General features: G+C 73.5%; 16 protein-coding genes. 7 read left to right on the top strand and 9 right to left on the bottom strand.

What is annotated here, in order from left to right; all coding sequences use genetic code 11:
* Nucleotides 1-1127: 1127 nt before the first annotated feature.
* Together AY578_RS21800 and sigE are read right to left on the bottom strand one after the other, a co-directional pair.
* Nucleotides 1128-2018: an anti-sigma factor family protein gene (locus AY578_RS21800; protein ID WP_019522265.1), complete on the bottom strand. Its 891-nt coding sequence runs from the start codon at nucleotides 2016-2018 to the stop codon at nucleotides 1128-1130.
* Nucleotides 2015-2674, bottom strand: coding sequence for an RNA polymerase sigma factor SigE (gene sigE, locus AY578_RS21795; protein ID WP_020699989.1), 660 nt, complete (start codon nucleotides 2672-2674; stop codon nucleotides 2015-2017). The genes AY578_RS21800 and sigE overlap by 4 nt, the downstream gene beginning before the upstream one ends.
* A gap of 275 nt (nucleotides 2675-2949) precedes the next feature.
* Here sigE and AY578_RS21790 point away from each other — a divergent pair, with 275 nt between their 5' ends.
* The gene (locus tag AY578_RS21790) at nucleotides 2950-3648 is read left to right on the top strand and encodes a class I SAM-dependent methyltransferase (protein ID WP_078504479.1); all 699 of its coding nucleotides are present in this window, start codon (nucleotides 2950-2952) and stop codon (nucleotides 3646-3648) included.
* A 113-nt stretch (nucleotides 3649-3761) separates the two neighbouring features.
* Here the strand turns inward: AY578_RS21790 and AY578_RS21785 are convergent, their stop codons facing one another.
* Nucleotides 3762-3929: a DUF3117 domain-containing protein gene (locus AY578_RS21785; protein ID WP_003966491.1), complete on the bottom strand. Its 168-nt coding sequence runs from the start codon at nucleotides 3927-3929 to the stop codon at nucleotides 3762-3764.
* Between the two features lie 380 nt (nucleotides 3930-4309).
* Here AY578_RS21785 and chcB point away from each other — a divergent pair, with 380 nt between their 5' ends.
* Nucleotides 4310-5113, top strand: coding sequence for a 2-cyclohexenylcarbonyl CoA isomerase (gene chcB / locus AY578_RS21780; RefSeq protein WP_019522268.1), 804 nt, complete (start codon nucleotides 4310-4312; stop codon nucleotides 5111-5113).
* Between the two features lie 172 nt (nucleotides 5114-5285).
* Here the strand turns inward: chcB and AY578_RS21775 are convergent, their stop codons facing one another.
* Together AY578_RS21775 and AY578_RS21770 are read right to left on the bottom strand one after the other, a co-directional pair.
* Nucleotides 5286-5876: a DNA-3-methyladenine glycosylase I gene (locus AY578_RS21775; RefSeq protein ID WP_019522269.1), complete on the bottom strand. Its 591-nt coding sequence runs from the start codon at nucleotides 5874-5876 to the stop codon at nucleotides 5286-5288.
* A complete protein-coding gene (locus tag AY578_RS21770) occupies nucleotides 5873-6235 on the bottom strand; it encodes a DivIVA domain-containing protein (protein WP_026243423.1) in 363 nt (120 codons plus the stop codon). The genes AY578_RS21775 and AY578_RS21770 overlap by 4 nt, the downstream gene beginning before the upstream one ends.
* A gap of 132 nt (nucleotides 6236-6367) precedes the next feature.
* Between AY578_RS21770 and folP the strand changes: the two genes are divergently transcribed.
* Nucleotides 6368-7228: a dihydropteroate synthase gene (gene folP / locus AY578_RS21765; RefSeq protein WP_019522271.1), complete on the top strand. Its 861-nt coding sequence runs from the start codon at nucleotides 6368-6370 to the stop codon at nucleotides 7226-7228.
* 54 nt (nucleotides 7229-7282) lie between these two features.
* Here folP and AY578_RS21760 read toward each other — a convergent pair whose 3' ends face one another.
* Both AY578_RS21760 and dapE read right to left on the bottom strand, forming a co-directional pair.
* The gene (locus AY578_RS21760) at nucleotides 7283-8041 is read right to left on the bottom strand and encodes an LOG family protein (RefSeq protein ID WP_019522272.1); all 759 of its coding nucleotides are present in this window, start codon (nucleotides 8039-8041) and stop codon (nucleotides 7283-7285) included.
* A 120-nt stretch (nucleotides 8042-8161) separates the two neighbouring features.
* Entirely contained in the window at nucleotides 8162-9241 is a 1080-nt protein-coding gene (dapE, locus tag AY578_RS21755; protein ID WP_136238481.1) for a succinyl-diaminopimelate desuccinylase, read from the bottom strand.
* Between the two features lie 84 nt (nucleotides 9242-9325).
* Between dapE and AY578_RS21750 the strand changes: the two genes are divergently transcribed.
* Nucleotides 9326-10315: a VldE C-terminal domain-containing protein gene (locus AY578_RS21750; RefSeq protein ID WP_019522274.1), complete on the top strand. Its 990-nt coding sequence runs from the start codon at nucleotides 9326-9328 to the stop codon at nucleotides 10313-10315.
* A 197-nt stretch (nucleotides 10316-10512) separates the two neighbouring features.
* Nucleotides 10513-10851, top strand: coding sequence for a hypothetical protein (locus AY578_RS21745; protein WP_019522275.1), 339 nt, complete (start codon nucleotides 10513-10515; stop codon nucleotides 10849-10851).
* A gap of 114 nt (nucleotides 10852-10965) precedes the next feature.
* Here the strand turns inward: AY578_RS21745 and AY578_RS21740 are convergent, their stop codons facing one another.
* The gene (locus tag AY578_RS21740; RefSeq protein ID WP_019522276.1) at nucleotides 10966-12063 is read right to left on the bottom strand and encodes a bifunctional succinyldiaminopimelate transaminase/glutamate-prephenate aminotransferase; all 1098 of its coding nucleotides are present in this window, start codon (nucleotides 12061-12063) and stop codon (nucleotides 10966-10968) included.
* A 105-nt stretch (nucleotides 12064-12168) separates the two neighbouring features.
* Nucleotides 12169-12486: a ferredoxin gene (fdxA, locus tag AY578_RS21735; protein WP_019522277.1), complete on the bottom strand. Its 318-nt coding sequence runs from the start codon at nucleotides 12484-12486 to the stop codon at nucleotides 12169-12171.
* A 140-nt stretch (nucleotides 12487-12626) separates the two neighbouring features.
* Here fdxA and AY578_RS21730 point away from each other — a divergent pair, with 140 nt between their 5' ends.
* The gene (locus tag AY578_RS21730; protein WP_026243424.1) at nucleotides 12627-13715 is read left to right on the top strand and encodes a GNAT family N-acetyltransferase; all 1089 of its coding nucleotides are present in this window, start codon (nucleotides 12627-12629) and stop codon (nucleotides 13713-13715) included.
* A gap of 17 nt (nucleotides 13716-13732) precedes the next feature.
* Nucleotides 13733-14596, top strand: coding sequence for a transglutaminase-like domain-containing protein (locus tag AY578_RS21725; RefSeq protein ID WP_026243425.1), 864 nt, complete (start codon nucleotides 13733-13735; stop codon nucleotides 14594-14596).
* The last annotated feature ends 5 nt before the right edge of the window (nucleotides 14597-14601 follow it).

Raw genomic sequence — 14601 nt, 5'->3', positions numbered from 1 at the left:
GGGGAGTGGGCCTGCGCGGGGCGCGGCTCCTGGGCGCAATGGTGGGCGCGGGGCATCTGCCCCGGGCGTCGGCGCGCCGCCGGTGAGGCCGGAGCGGAGGCCTCGGCGGTCGGCGCGACGGCGGTGGCGCCGGTGCCGGAAGCGGGCGCAGGCGCGCCGCCTGTGGGGCCGGAGCGGCGCCTCGGTGCCGGCGCTGGCACGGTGCCCTGGGGCCGGGCGTCGGCGCGCGCACCGGTGAGGCCGGAGGCGAGGCGGAGCCTCGGCGGCCGGCGCGACGGCCGTGGCGCCGGTGCCGGAGGCGGGCGTAGGCGCGCCACCGGTGAGGCGGAGCCGGCGCCTCGGCGCCGGGGGCGTGCACGGTGTCCTGGGGGCCGTGCGGGCGCTCTGGGCGGGACGGGGCGGTCTCGGAGGCCGCCGGGGTGGGCTCCGCGGCGGGGCGGGCACGGTGTCGGCGAGCTCGGGAGCCTGCGCGGCGACGGCCGTCGTACTGCGCGCATCGGCCGCACGGGAGTCGCCGTCGGCCACGTACTCGACGCCCGTACCGGTCAAGGTGCCCGAACCGGCGCCGGGCCCGCGCCGGACACGGCACCGGAGCGGGCCCCGGCGCCCGACGCGGCGTCGGCCGGACCCGCGTCGACGGGCCTGCCGAAGACGCTCGCGCCGCCACCGGCGGCGGCGTCCAGAGCGTGCTCAGCACCGTGGGGCCTGCGCCGCGCCCGTCGCGGTTCCGGCGTCCCGGACGGCGGGCGTGGGTTCCGCGACCGGCGCTGCCCCGGCAGCACCCGCGGTGCCGCCCCGGCGCCCCGGGTCGGCTGTCGCGCCGGCGTCGGACGATCCGTCCGCCGATGACGGAGCAGCCGCCGTGTCGAGAGGGTGCCGTAGTTCGTAGTCGCCGTCCGGCCGCTGCGGGCGGGCGAGTTCGAAGTCGCCGTCGGGTCCTTCGGATGCCCCCGGCGTGACCGGCTTCCCCTCGTTCATGCTCTCCCCACGGCTGGACCGGCACGGATCGTCGGCACCGGCTCCGGTCCGCCCGTGCGGTGGAGCCCGGCATGGCGCCCGGCCGCGGTGGGCCTGGGCGCGCCACCCGGAATCTAATCAGGTTCGCGCGCCCCCGCGCAGGGGCCCGGTCAGCGGGCGGTCCGCGCGCTGAGCGTGGGCGAGGGGGAAGGCGAGGCCGTGGCCAGGCCGGGGCTCTTCAGCCCGGCCGCCGACGCCCATGCGCTCAGTCCGAACGGCGGGGCCGGATTCAGCGGGCGTATGTGCGGGGACACCGCTGTGGCGCCGCCCTGATGCGGTGACGGCACGCCGGGCAGCAGCGGGGCCGCGATGCCCGTGGGCACGACGGGACCCGAGCCGAGGGCGCTCTGACCGCCGGACACCTGACCGAGCAGCGGGCCGACCCGGCGCCGGGAGTCCGGTGTGGTGGCCGCACCCGCGCCCGCGCCCTGCGTGCGCGCAGGGGTCACGTTGCTCCCCTTGCCCTGGGCGCGCGTCTCCGCGTCGACCGGGGTGACCGTGGAGACGCCGCCGAGGGCGATCGCGGCCAGCGACACCGCGCCCGCGGCGACGAACGCGAGCCGCAGCCCGCGCGAGGAGGGCCGGGCGGCGGCGAGCCCCTCCGCGGCGGCGGCCGCGGAATGGTGACGCCGCACGGGCGCGTAGGCGAACTCGAAGCGCTCGCCGCGCCGCGTCCCGAAGACTCCGGCGGTGGAGCCGCCCGGCAGCGGGGAGCCGCCCAGCGGTGAGCCGCCGTCGCCGAATCCGCCTCCGGCGGGCAGCCCTTGCAGGCGCGCCAGGAGGCTCTCGGAGGGCGGCGGCGGTGCGGCGGCCGCGAACACGTTCTTCAGCCGGCGCTGCTCGTCCACCTCCGCCTTGCACTTGGCGCAGGTGGCGACGTGCGCCAGTACGCGCTCACGCGCGTCATGACCGAGCTCCCCGTCCACGAGGGCGGCGAGCCGGTCTCCCAGATGATGCTCCGCGAGGTGACCCTCGGGGGACTTCGGCAGTGAACTGCTCACGCGCTCGCGCCCCCTCCCCCCAGTGCGGGGACACGCGGCACGAAGGAGGGGCGGTCCGCGCGCGCCTTGGGCGAACGGTGCGCGAGGGCCTTGCGCAGCTGGGAACGGCCCCGGTGGATACGGGACCGGACGGTGCCGAGCTTCACGCCCAGAGTGGCCGCGATCTCCTCGTACGACAGTCCTTCGATGTCGCACAGGACGACGGCGGCGCGGAACTCCGGGGCGAGGGTGTCGAGGGCCTGCTGGACGTCGGCGTCGAAGTGCGCGTCGTTGAAGACCTGCTGCGGCGAGGGCTCCTTGCTGGGAAGCCGCTCGGCCGCGTCGTCGCCGAGCGCGTCGAACCGGATGCGCTGCTTTCGGCGGACCATGTCCAGGAAGAGGTTGGTCGTGATGCGGTGCAGCCAGCCCTCGAAGGTGCCCGGCGTGTACGTCGACAAGGAGCGGAAGACTCGGACGAAGACCTCCTGCGTGAGGTCCTCGGCGTCGTGCTGGTTGCCCGTGAGACGGTAGGCGAGCCGGTAGACCCGGCCGCTGTGCATGCTGACGATCTCCTCCCAGGTGGGTGGAGTCCACGCCGGCCCGTCCGCGTCGCCGGAGAAGGTCGCGGTCTGGGCCGGGTCGCCGGCGCGGTCGTGGTCAGCAGCGGTGTTGTTCACGGATTTCGGCCTGCCCGCCGATCCGAGGAAGCGCCGCAGCACTCCTGCGCGATCCACAGGCGCGGCCGCACCTCCCCTGTCGGCTCTGGTGGTGTCCAGTGGAGCCCCTACCATAGCCACCTCGCCCGTTAGCTCCGGATAAGCGGTTTTACGAGAATTTGATGCGGGCGGGCACGGCTCGTACGACTGCGCCCGCACTTGCTCGGCGTCCGCGTCCACTCCTCGCCCCCCTTCCCGGCACGCGTCTCTCTCTTCTCCTTTGAACGACTGGTCCCATCTGCGGGTTCCCGACGCCAACGGATACAGTCACGCCCAGGCAACCACGGGGACAGGAGAGGGTCATTACCGCCAACCGGCAGACGAGCTGGGCGTTCGCCGACGCCTATGTCGCCGAGGACGAGGCGCTGCACTGGGCCCGCGACCGGGCCCGCGAGGCAGGCCTGCGCTCGGTGTCGCCCGGCACGGGCGCGGCCCTGCGGTTGCTCGCCGCCAGCGTGGACGCCAAGGCGGTCGCGGAGATCGGCACGGGCTGCGGCGTGTCGGGGATCCATCTGCTGCACGGCATGCGCCCGGACGGGGTGCTGACGACGGTCGACCAGGAGCCGGAGCACCAGCAGTCTGCCCGGCAGGCCTTCCGTGAGGCCGGTTTCGCCGGCAACCGGGCCCGCTTCATCCCCGGACCTGCCCTCGACGTGCTGCCTCGTCTCGCGGACTCGGGCTACGACCTGGTGTTCTGTGACGGCGACCGGCAGGAGTACCAGGACTATCTCGCTGAATCGCTGCGCCTTCTGCGCCCCGGAGGCCTGGTCGCCTTCGAAGGCGTGTTCGCGAACGGGCGCACCGTGGACTCCGGCCCCCAGCCGACGGAGGTGCTGCGGCTGCGGGAGCTGGTGCGGACCGTTCGCGAGAGCCAGGAGCTGGTGTCGTCGCTCCTGCCCGTGGGAGACGGGCTGCTGTGCGCCGTGAAGCGGTGACCTGCCGTTTCACGGTTTTTTTCGAGGTCGGTTCCCCCGGACGTGTGCGCAAACAGCCGCCCCGGCACCGCGTGCGGCACCAGGGCGGCTGAAAGGGTATGGTCGCTTGCGCGTCAGCCGACGACCTTCTTGAGGGCGTCGCCGAGCGCGTCGGCCTCGTCCGGGGTCAGCTCGACGACGAGCCGACCGCCGCCTTCGAGCGGAACGCGCATGACGATGCCCCGCCCCTCCTTGGTCACCTCGAGCGGGCCATCACCCGTCCGCGGCTTCATGGCCGCCATGCTCGTTCCCCTTCCTGAAACCCAGCTCAACCGTCTAAGCCGACGGCCCACTGAAGGGCACCTGCGGTCCTTGAAGCAGGACACACGCCACCGGCATCGAACACATTGCTTCCAGGCCATTATCCCGCATGGCGGACCCCGATGACCAACATCAGCAGGCATCGCTTGGGCAACGCACGCGAGCAAAACCACTCAATTCGGCGATGTGGCTGCCATACTGCGCCCTCGCATGGACATTCGGGCGCCGGAATCCCGACACGAATGTTTGACGCAGGTCACACCCAGGCCGCCCGCCGACACCCCTGAACTGGGTCATGCTGTCCTCCGGAAGAGGACGTACTCACCAGTACGCCCCGAGCCGCACACGGAGGGATACGACCATGGCCGACACCGTGCTCTACGAGGTGAGCGACGGACTCGCGACGATCACGCTGAACCGCCCCGAGGCGATGAACGCGCTGAACGTCGCGGCGAAGGTCGCCCTCCGGGACGCGGTCAGGGCCGCCGCGGACGACGACGCCGTACGGGCCGTGCTGCTGACCGCGGCCGGCGAGCGGGCGTTCTGCGTCGGGCAGGACCTCAAGGAGCACATCGGGCTGCTCGCCGCCGACCGGGAGAACGGGTCGGGGCAGACCATGTCGACGGTGCGCGAGCACTACAACCCGATCGTGAAGGCGATCGCGGGTGCGGCCAAGCCGGTGGTGGCCGCCGTGAACGGCGTGGCGGCGGGGGCCGGGTTCGGGTTCGCGCTGGCCGCGGACTACCGGATCGTCGCGGACACGGCCGCGTTCAACACGTCGTTCGCGGGGGTCGCGCTGACGGCGGACTCGGGGATCTCGTGGACGCTGCCGCGGGTGATCGGGGCCGGCCGTGCCATGGATCTGCTGCTGTTCCCCCGGAACATCTCCGCGCAGGAGGCGTACGAGCTGGGGATCGTGAACCGGGTGGTGCCGGGGAGTGAGCTGCGGGCGGAGGCCGAGAAGGTGGCGCGGGGGCTGGCCCAGGGGCCGACGGTGGCTTATGCGGCGCTGAAGGAGTCTGTGGCGTTCGGGATGTCCTCCTCCTTGGAGGAGGCGCTGGAGAAGGAGGATGAGCTGCAGACTCGGGCGGGGTCGTCGGAGGATCACGCCATTGCGGTGCAGGCGTTCGTGAACAAGGAGAAGCCCAAGTACTTGGGGCGGTGAGGCGGGGGTGCGACGGGGTCGCGTGTGTGCGGCTCCGTCGTGGCTTGTCGCGCAGTCCGCGCCCCTGAGCGCCGTGGGGGTGCGGCGGCGTCGCAGGGCGCGGGTTCGTTGTGGTGTCTCGCGCAGTTCCCCGCGCCCCTGAGGGGGTTTGTCGTGCCGTTTCCCGCAAAGCTCAGGGCGTTGTTCTCGCCGCGCAGGTTTCCAGGTGGTCGTTGACCAGGCCGCAGGCCTGCATCAGGGCGTAGGCCGTGGTGGGACCTACGAAGCGGAGGCCCTCTTTTTTGAGGGTCTTCGCCAGGGCCGTGGATTCTCTTGTCACCGCGGGGACGTCCGCCACGGTGTGAGGGGCCGGGCCCGGGTCTTCGGGGGCGTGGGACCAGATCAGGGTGTCCAGGTCGCCGGGTTTCCAGGTGGCCAGCACGCGCGCGTTGGCAAGTGTCGCATCGATCTTCGCGCGGTTGCGGATGATGCCCGTGTCGGCCAGCAGGCGTTCGCGGTCGGCGTCGGTGAAGGCGGCGACGTCGGCGATGCGGAAGTCCGCGAAGGCCGCGCGGAAGCCGGGGCGGCGGCGCAGGATCGTGATCCACGACAGACCGGACTGGAACGCCTCCAGGCTGAGCCGCTCGAAGAGGGCGTCGTCGCCGTGGACCGGACGGCCCCACTCCTCGTCGTGGTAGGCGAGGTAGTCCGGGGCGGACAGCGCCCAGGGGCAGCGCGGCAGGCCGTCAGGACCGAGCGGCGCCTCGACGGCGGGGTCGCTCACCGCTGATCGTCCTCCGGGTGCGAGGCGGGCTTGTCCATGGACAGGTGCGCGGCGGCGGCACGCGCGCCGGCCAGCGCGGACTCCAGGTCGGCGATCCGCGCGTCCCGCTCGGCGAGTTCGGCGGCGAGGCGGCCGAGGGCGTCGTCCACGTCCGCCATGCGGTAGCCGCGGGCGGCGAGCGGGAAGCGCAGGCGGTCGACGTCCGCGCCGCTGACGGGGCGGTCGGGCGGCAGGGAGTCCTGGAGCCGCTCCGGCGCCGCCTCGGGCAGCGGGGCGTTGTCGCCGCCGCCCACCACGGCGAGGGTCACCGCGCCCACCACGACGGCCAGCGCGACGACCAGGAACAGGAACATAACCATCGCCGGGGCCCCCACGGTCGGATGAGTCGGAGTCGGATGTGTGGCTCCGATCGTGCCATGCGAGTCTGACAGTCGGGACCGCCGGGCGGACGGAGGCGGCCCGGACGGCCGGACGAGGAGAGGTTCCAGGGGATGCTCAGGCTGGGCAGGCGGGAATTCGCACCGCACGAGCGGGTGATCATGGCGATCGTGAACCGGACCCCGGACTCCTTCTACGACCAGGGCGCCACCTTCCGCGACGAGCCGGCGCTCGCGCGCGTGGAGCAGGCGGTGGCCGAGGGCGCCGCGATCATCGACATCGGCGGGGTGAAGGCGGGACCCGGCGAGGAGGTCTCCGCCGAGGAGGAGGTGCGGCGGACGGTCGGTTTCGTGGCCGAGGTGCGCCGCCGCTTCCCGGACGTGGTGATCAGCGTGGACACCTGGCGGCACGAGGTCGGGGAGGCCGTGTGCGAGGCGGGCGCGGACGTGCTGAACGACGCGTGGGGCGGGGTGGACCCGCGTCTTGCGGAGGTGGCCGCGCGGTACGGCGCGGGGCTGGTGTGCACGCACGCGGGCGGGGCCGAGCCGCGGACCCGGCCGCACCGGGTGACGTACGACGACGTGATGGCGGACATCCTCGACGTGACCGTGGGGCTGGCCGAGCGGGCGGTGGAGCTGGGGGTGCCGCGGGAGTCGGTGATGATCGACCCGGGACACGACTTCGGGAAGAACACCCGCCACAGCCTGGAGGCGACCCGGCGGCTCGGCGAGATGGTGGCCACCGGCTGGCCGGTGCTGGTGTCGCTGTCCAACAAGGACTTCGTCGGCGAGACGCTGGACCGCCCCGTGAAGGAGCGGGTGGTGGGGACGCTCGCGACGACGGCCGTGTCGGCGTGGCTGGGCGCCCAGGTGTACCGGGTGCACGAGGTCGCCGAGACGCGTCAGGTGCTGGACATGGTGTCGTCGATCGCCGGGGACCGGGAGCCGGCGGTGGCGCGGCGCGGGCTGGCGTGACGCGAACCGGGGCGGCGGGGTCGTAACCCGGCCGCCCCTTCCGCCCACAGGGGCCTAACGCCCCGCTTCCTTGGAGACCAGGGCCACGGCCTCGTCCACGTCGTCCGTGATGTGGAACAGCAGCAGGTCCTTCTCGGCCGCCTTGCCCGTGCCGATGACGGTGGAGCGCAGCCATTCGACGAGGCCGCCCCAGTACTCCGTGCCGAACAGCACGATGGGGAACTGGGTGACCTTCTGCGTCTGCACCAGGGTGAGCGCCTCGAAGAGCTCGTCGAGCGTGCCGAGGCCGCCGGGCAGGACGACGAAGCCCTGCGCGTACTTGACGAACATCATCTTCCGGACGAAGAAGTACCGGAAGTTCAGACCGATGTCGACGTACGGGTTGAGGCCCTGTTCGAAGGGCAGCTCGATGCCGAGGCCCACGGAGACGCCCTCGGCCTCCAGGGCGCCCTTGTTGGCCGCCTCCATGGCACCCGGGCCGCCGCCGGTGATGACGGCGAAGCCCGCCTCGACCAGGCCCCGGCCGAGCCGTACCCCGGCCTCGTACTCGGCCGAGTCGGCGGGGGTGCGCGCGGAGCCGAACACGCTGATCGCGGGCGGGAGTTCGGCCAGGGTGCCGAAGCCCTCGATGAACTCCGACTGGATGCGCAGCACCCGCCAGGGGTCGGTGTGCACCCAGTCGGTCGGCGCGCGCTCGTCGAGCAGCCGCTGGTCGGTGGTGCTGGACTGCACCTGACCGCGCCGGCGGAGGACCGGCCCCAGGCGCTTCTCCTCCGGCGGCTGCCGCTTCCCCTCAGGGTTGCCCGTAGCCATGTGCGCTCCCTCCGATTGCCAGGTCGTACCGCCTCAGCGTAGATCTCCGCGGGTTACGTGCGGGGGACGTCAGCATGTCCACGGGAGAGAGTTCCAAACGCGCTCCCGCGCGCGGGGGCCTCAGGCGGTCAGCCAGGACCGCAGCCGCTCCTCCCCCGCGAGGATCTTGGCCGTGTCGACTCGCTCGTCCCGCTTGTGGGCGAGGTGGGGGTTGCCGGGGCCGTAGTTCACCGCGGGGACGCCCAGCGCGGAGAAGCGGGAGACGTCGGTCCAGCCGTACTTGGGCTGCGGGGTGCCGCCGACCGCCTCGATGAAGGCCGCCGCGGCCGGGTGGGACAACCCGGGCAGGGCCGCGCCGCTGTGGTCGTCGACGACGAACTCGGTGACGCCGCAGTCGGCGAAGACCTCCCGCACGTGCGCCAGGGCCTCCTCCTCGCTGCGGTCCGGGGCGTAACGGAAGTTCACGGTGACGACGCACTCGTCGGGGATGACGTTGCCGGCGACGCCCCCGGAGATGCCGACCGCGTTGAGGCCCTCGCGGTACTCCAGGCCGTCGATCACCGGCCACCGGGGTTCGTACGCGGCGAGGCGCTGGAGGATGGGGGCGGCGGCGTGGATGGCGTTGGAGCCCATCCAGGCGCGCGCGGAGTGGGCGCGCTCGCCGGAGGTCTTCAGCAGCACGCGCAGGGTGCCCTGGCAGCCGCCCTCGACCTGGCCGTCGGAGGGCTCCAGGAGGACCGCGAAGTCGCCCTCCAGCCACTCGGGGTGCGCCTCCGCGACGTGCTTCAGGCCGTTGAGGTCGGCGGCGACCTCCTCGTTGTCGTAGAAGACGAACGTGACGTCGCGGTTGGGTTCGGGGACGGTGGCCGCGATGCGCAGCTGGACGGCGACGCCCGCCTTCATGTCGCAGGTGCCGCAGCCCCACAGGACGCCGTCCTCGTCGAGGCGCGAGGGCACGTTGCCGGCGATCGGGACCGTGTCGATGTGGCCGGCGAGGATCACCCGCTCCGGGCGGCCGAGGCGCGTGCGGGCCACGACGTTGTTGCCGTGCCGGTCGACCGTCAGGTGCGGCAGCGTGCGCAGCGCCGTCTCGATGGCGTCCGCCAGCGGCTTCTCGGTGCCGCTCTCGGACGGGAAGTCGACGAGCTGCGCGGTCAGGCGCGCGGCGTCCAGCGTGAGGTCAAGCGGGGTGTCGGCCATGCCGTCGACCCTAGCGCGGACGGGTCCGGGCCCACTGTCCACACCCGGCTCACGCGTGAACGTACTCTCCAGTACCTTGTACGCGTGCCAGAGCCGTCCCCCACTCCCCAGCGCAAGCGCCGTGGCCGTCTGCTCCGCTGCGGCGCGGCCTTCGCGGTGCTGTCCGCGGTCGCCGGTTACCTCGTGGTGCAGTACGTCACCGGGGGCACGGGCGGCCCCGGCTGCAAGGTCGTGTCCGGCAAGGGCGACGGCGCGGTCTACGAGTTCTCCCCCGAGCAGGCGGTGAACGCGGCGACGATCGCCGCCGTGGGCACCGCGCGCGAGCTGCCCGAGCGGGCGGTGACGATCGCGCTGGCGACCGCCCTGCAGGAGTCGGCGCTGCGCAACATCGAGTACGGCGACCGTGACTCGCTGGGCCTGTTCCAGCAGCGTCCCTCGCAGGGCTGGGGGACGCCGCGGCAGATCATGGACCCGGCGTACGCGTCGGAGAAGTTCTACGAGCACCTGGAGAAGGTGCCGGGCTACACGCGGCTGCCGCTCACCGTGGCCGCGCAGAAGGTGCAGCGCAGCGGCTTCCCGCAGGCGTACGCCAAGCACGAGCCGGACGCGACGCTGCTCGCCGCCGCCCTCACGGGGCGCTCGGGGGCGACGCTCACGTGCGACGGCCGCCCGGCGGCGACCCGGGCGAAGGGCGCGGACGCGGTGCGGGCCGCGCTGGCGCGGGACTTCGGGCGGGACGTGCTGGAGCCCGCGGGCGCCGTGGTGGACGACGGCAAGGGGCGGGCGTCCGCCTCCCCGGAGCCGTCCGGCACGGAAGCGGAATCCGGCGACGGCACCGTGACGCTGCCGGTCACCACCGTCTCCGGCGACCGGCGGGACGCCAGGGCGCGGGGCTGGCAGCTGGCCCACTGGGCCGTGGCCCACGCCTCCGATCTGCACATACGGAGCGTGTCCTACGCCGGCCGGGAGTGGGTCGCCGGGCACACCGACAGCCGGTGGCGGCCGCTGGACGGCAAGGGGTCGTCGGGCTCGGACGGGGAACCGGAAGCGGTCCGGATCTCCACCGGACAGTAGCCCCGGGCGTTCCCGTGCAGGCGTGCGGGTGATCACCCGCAGGCGTTGAACGGGTCCGACATTGTGCCGTATTGCCGACTCTTTGCCGGACACGCGCGCAACCTTCTTGGCACTCGGGCGGTAATCAGTGCGCCCGGGCGGGGCCGGTCCTGACCCTCCGCCCGGACACCACTGTCGTCTGCCGTCGAAGGAGCACCATGTCCCTCCCCCTGACCCGTCGGATCGCCCGTGCCGCGCTGCTCGTCGCTGCGGGAGCGGCCGCCGGGGTCGGCGCGGCCGGTTCCGCGAGCGCGGCGCCGGCGCTGCCGTCCGCCCCGAACCTCGGACTGAGCGCCCTGGACGGTGCGCCCGTCAAGACCGTGGACAACGTGACGCGGGGCGTCGACAAGACCACCCCGGACGCCACCGAGGTGGCCCCGGCCGCGGGCAAGACCGTGAAGAAGGCCGTGCCGGTGGTGAAGGAGCTGCCGACCGACTCCCTCGGCAAGGGCGGCCCGGCGAAGAAGCTGCCGGTCAAGGGCCTGCCCCTCGGCTGACCCCGTACGCCGAAGGCGCCCCCGGCGAGACCGAAGGGGCCCGGGACCTCTCCCCCCGGGCCCCTTCGGCATGTCCGGAGCGGTGTCCGGGTCCGGAGGGGTGCCGGGGTGCGGTCAGGCGGTGAGGCGGGTGACCGCGGCGCGGACGCGTTCGTCGGTCGCCGTCAGGGCCACGCGGACGAAGCGGTCGCCGGCCGGGCCGTAGAAGTCGCCGGGGGCGACCAGGATGCCGCGGTCGGCGAGGTGGGCGACGGTGTCCCAGCAGGACTCGTCGCGCGTGGCCCACAGGTAGAGGCTGGCCTCGCTGTGCTCGATGCGGAAGCCGTGGGCGAGCAGCGCGTCGCGCAGGGCGGTGCGGCGGGCCGCGTACCGCTCGCGCTGGACGCGGACGTGCTCGTCGTCGCCGAGGGCCGCCACCACGGCCGCCTGGGTGGGCGCCGGGGTCATCATGCCGCCGTGCTTGCGGATCTCCAGCAGCGGGCCGAGCACGGCAGGGTCGCCGGCCAGGAACGCGGCGCGGTAGCCGGCCAGGTTGGACCGCTTGGACAGGGAGTGCACGGCGACGATGCCGTCGTAGGAGCCGCCGTTGACGTCCGGGTGGAGCACCGAGACGGGGTCGGCCTCCCAGCCGAGTTCGATGTAGCACTCGTCGGACAGGACGAGGACGCCGTGCTCGCGGGCCCAGGCGACGATCCGGGTCAGCTCCTCCTTGGGGAGCACCCGGCCCGTCGGGTTGGACGGCGAGTTGAGCCACAGCAGCTTCAGCCGCGAGGGGTCCAGCTCGGTCGGGTCGTCGTACGCCACGTGCTCGGCGCGAGCGAGGCGGGCGCCGACCTCGTACGTCGGGTAGGCGAGCCGCGGGAAGGCGACCTGGTCGCCGGGGCCGAGGCCCAGCTGGGTGGGGAGCCAGGCGACGAGTTCCTTGGAGCCGACGACCGGCAGGACGTGCCGGTGGGTCACGTCGCGGGCGCCGAGCCGGTGTTCCACCCAGCGGGTGAGCGCGTCCCGCAGTTCCGGGGTGCCCCACACCGTGGGATAGCCCGGCGAGTCCGCGGCGGCGATCAGCGCCTTCTGGATGTGCTCGGGCACCGGGTCGACGGGCGTGCCGACCGAGAGGTCGACGATGCCGTCGGGGTGCGCGGCGGCCGTCTTCTTGTACGGCTCCAGCTTGTCCCAGGGGAAGGCGGGCAGCCGGTCGGAGACTGCGGACACGGGCGGGGGCTCACTTTCTGGTTCGGCGAACGCCTCGGCCCCGTACGGCGGGCGGGCCGTACGGGACCGAGGGCGACGCGTCGGTGCGGGGCCGCTGCGGGACGGCTACGCCTGCGGCGGCAGCGCGGCGATGAACGGGTGGTCCCGCTCGATCAGACCGAGCTTGCTGGCGCCGCCCGGGGAGCCGAGCTCGTCGAAGAACTCGACGTTGGCCTTGTAGTAGTCCTTCCACTCCTCCGGGGTGTCGTCCTCGTAGAAGATGGCCTCGACCGGGCAGACCGGTTCACAGGCGCCGCAGTCGACGCATTCGTCCGGGTGGATGTACAAGGACCGCTTGCCCTCGTAGATGCAGTCGACCGGGCACTCCTCGATGCACGCCTTGTCCTTGACGTCGACACAAGGCTGCGCGATGACGTAGGTCACGCTGTCGTTCCTCCTCGATAGGGCGCTGGCGGGCCTCCTCAGGCTCCGCCGCCTGGCGCGCGGGAGCGCGGCGTCGTCGATGCCCGCCCCTAGTATCTCCGTTCCGGAGCATGATCCGAACAGGAGGGGTGAACTGACCTGTGGAAATATCGGCCGCCGGGCGCCTCGAGGTCCGTATCACCGCTGCTGACGTGGGAAAACGGGTCTCCGTGAGGAGCTTGATCGAACATGGTCCTTCGGGTGAGAAGTTCAGCGACACGGTCGGCGTTCTCACATCATGGGACAACGGTGTGTTGCGGATCACAAGGAAGAGCGGTGAAAGTGTCCGCGTCGCCGAGTCGGCGCTGGTCGCGGGGAAGGTGGTGCCGGCCGCCCCGGCGCGTCGCCGTGGCCCCGCCGCCTCCTACGAGGAGCTGGCGCGGGTGGCCGCGCGCGGCTGGCGTCCGGTGGAGAGCGAGCGGCTCGGCGAGTGGGAGCTGCGGGCGGCCGCGGGGTTCACGCGGCGCGCCAACTCCGTGCTGCCGCTGGGCGACCCGGGCCTGCCGCTCGACGACGCGCTGACGGCCGTACGCCGCTGGTACGCGGCCCGCGGGCTGCCGGCGTACGTGCAGACCGCGACCGGCGCGGAGGGCACGCAGGAGCTGCTGTGCGCGGAGCTGGAGCAGCGCGGGTGGGTCCGTGAGGTGACCGCCGAGCTGTGGACGGGCGGTCTTGCCCCGGTCGCCGATCTGGGCGAGGACACCTCCGGGGTGGTGCTGTCGCGGGACGCGGACGAGGCGTGGCTGGCGCGGTACCAGCGCAAGGGGGTCAGCGAGGTGGCCCTTCAGGTGCTCGGCGGAGGGTCTGCGGGCGCCCCGGGCCCGGGTGAGCCGTCGGTGTGGTTCGCGACCGTGCCGGGGGAGCCGGGCGCGTCGGCGCCGGCCGCGATCGGGCGGTGTGTCGTGGACGGCCGGTGGGCCGGGTTCGCGGCGGTCGAGGTGGATCCGGCGTGGCGGCGGGAGGGCCTGGCGACGGCCGTGATGGGGGCGCTGGCCGCCCGTGCGCTGGAGGAGGGCGCATCGGCGGCCTGGCTGCAGGTCGAGACGGACAACGAGGGCGCGCGGGCGCTGTACGACCGTCTGGGCTTCGCCCCGCACCACGCGTACCACCACTACCGCGCACCGGAGGAACCCGCATCGGAAGAATCCGCTCCGGATTCATCGGCCCCGGCGGGTGACGGGACGTCGTGAGCGGGCACGAACCGGGTATGCGCTCTCCCTGTCCCCCGCCGCCCGGGCGCTCCGCCGAACTGCGTAAGCGGTTCGCCGAGGAGGTGCGCTGTGAGCGGCCCGGGTTGTCCGCCTTGTGCCTGCTGGTGGCCGCGGAGGGCGACGGCCGGCTCGACGAGGCGGGCATGGACGCGGTGGAGATCGAACTGGACCGGCTGGCGGGCGAGCTGCCGCACCGGCCGGGCTCGCCGCACGCGTGGGCGGTGGCGCTGCGCGACCTGCTGGGCGAGCGGTACGGCTTCCACGGCCTGCCGGACGACTACCGGCGGCTGGAGTCCTCGCTGCTGCACGAGGTGCTGCGGCGGCGGCGCGGGCTGCCGATCCTGCTGTCGGTGGTGTGGATCGAGGTGGCCCGGCGGGCGGGCGCACCGGTGTACGGGGTGGCCCTGCCCGGGCACTTCGTCGTGGGCTTCGGCGCCTCGGAGGGGCCGGGCGCCGGGCAGGTGCTGGCCGACCCCTTCGACGGGGGCCGGGTGCTGACCGGTTCGGACGCGGAGCTGCTGGTCGCCGGGGCCACCGGAGGTCCGCTGGAGCCGTCCATGCTGGCCCCGGCGGGGACGCTGGAGGTGGTCGCGCGCATCCTGAACAACGTCCGCGCCTGGGCGGCGGCCCGCCCCGAACGCACCGACGTCGGCCTGTGGGCCCTGGACCTCGCCCTGCTCCTCCCCTCCCGCCCGGCCCGCCTGCGTTACGAACGCGCCCAGCTTCTCGTGCAGCGCGGCGAGTTCACGGTGGGCGCGGCGGAACTGGAGGCGTACGCGGAGATCGTCGAGCCGGTCGACCCGGCGGCGGCCACCCGCATCCGCGGCGAGGCCCTGGCGGCACGGGCGTTGCTGAACTGACGCGC

The sequence above is a fragment of the Streptomyces thermocarboxydus genome (assembly GCF_024760485.1).
GTDB classification, from domain to species: Bacteria; Actinomycetota; Actinomycetes; order Streptomycetales; family Streptomycetaceae; genus Streptomyces; species Streptomyces cellulosae.
This window is presented reverse-complemented; position numbering and strand designations above follow the sequence as displayed.

Excerpts from the sequence above, each read along its gene's own strand:
- AY578_RS21785 (WP_003966491.1), bottom strand. The coding sequence starts at position 3,929 with ATGGCGGCCATGAAGCCGCGGACGGGTGATGGCCCGCTCGAGGTGACC.
- AY578_RS21770 (WP_026243423.1), bottom strand. The coding sequence starts at position 6,235 with ATGGTTATGTTCCTGTTCCTGGTCGTCGCGCTGGCCGTCGTGGTGGGC.
- AY578_RS21760 (WP_019522272.1), bottom strand. The coding sequence starts at position 8,041 with ATGGCTACGGGCAACCCTGAGGGGAAGCGGCAGCCGCCGGAGGAGAAG.
- AY578_RS21725 (WP_026243425.1), top strand. The coding sequence starts at position 13,733 with ATGCGCTCTCCCTGTCCCCCGCCGCCCGGGCGCTCCGCCGAACTGCGT.
- chcB (WP_019522268.1), top strand. The coding sequence starts at position 4,310 with ATGGCCGACACCGTGCTCTACGAGGTGAGCGACGGACTCGCGACGATC.
- folP (WP_019522271.1), top strand. The coding sequence starts at position 6,368 with ATGCTCAGGCTGGGCAGGCGGGAATTCGCACCGCACGAGCGGGTGATC.
- dapE (WP_136238481.1), bottom strand. The coding sequence starts at position 9,241 with ATGGCCGACACCCCGCTTGACCTCACGCTGGACGCCGCGCGCCTGACC.
- AY578_RS21745 (WP_019522275.1), top strand. The coding sequence starts at position 10,513 with ATGTCCCTCCCCCTGACCCGTCGGATCGCCCGTGCCGCGCTGCTCGTC.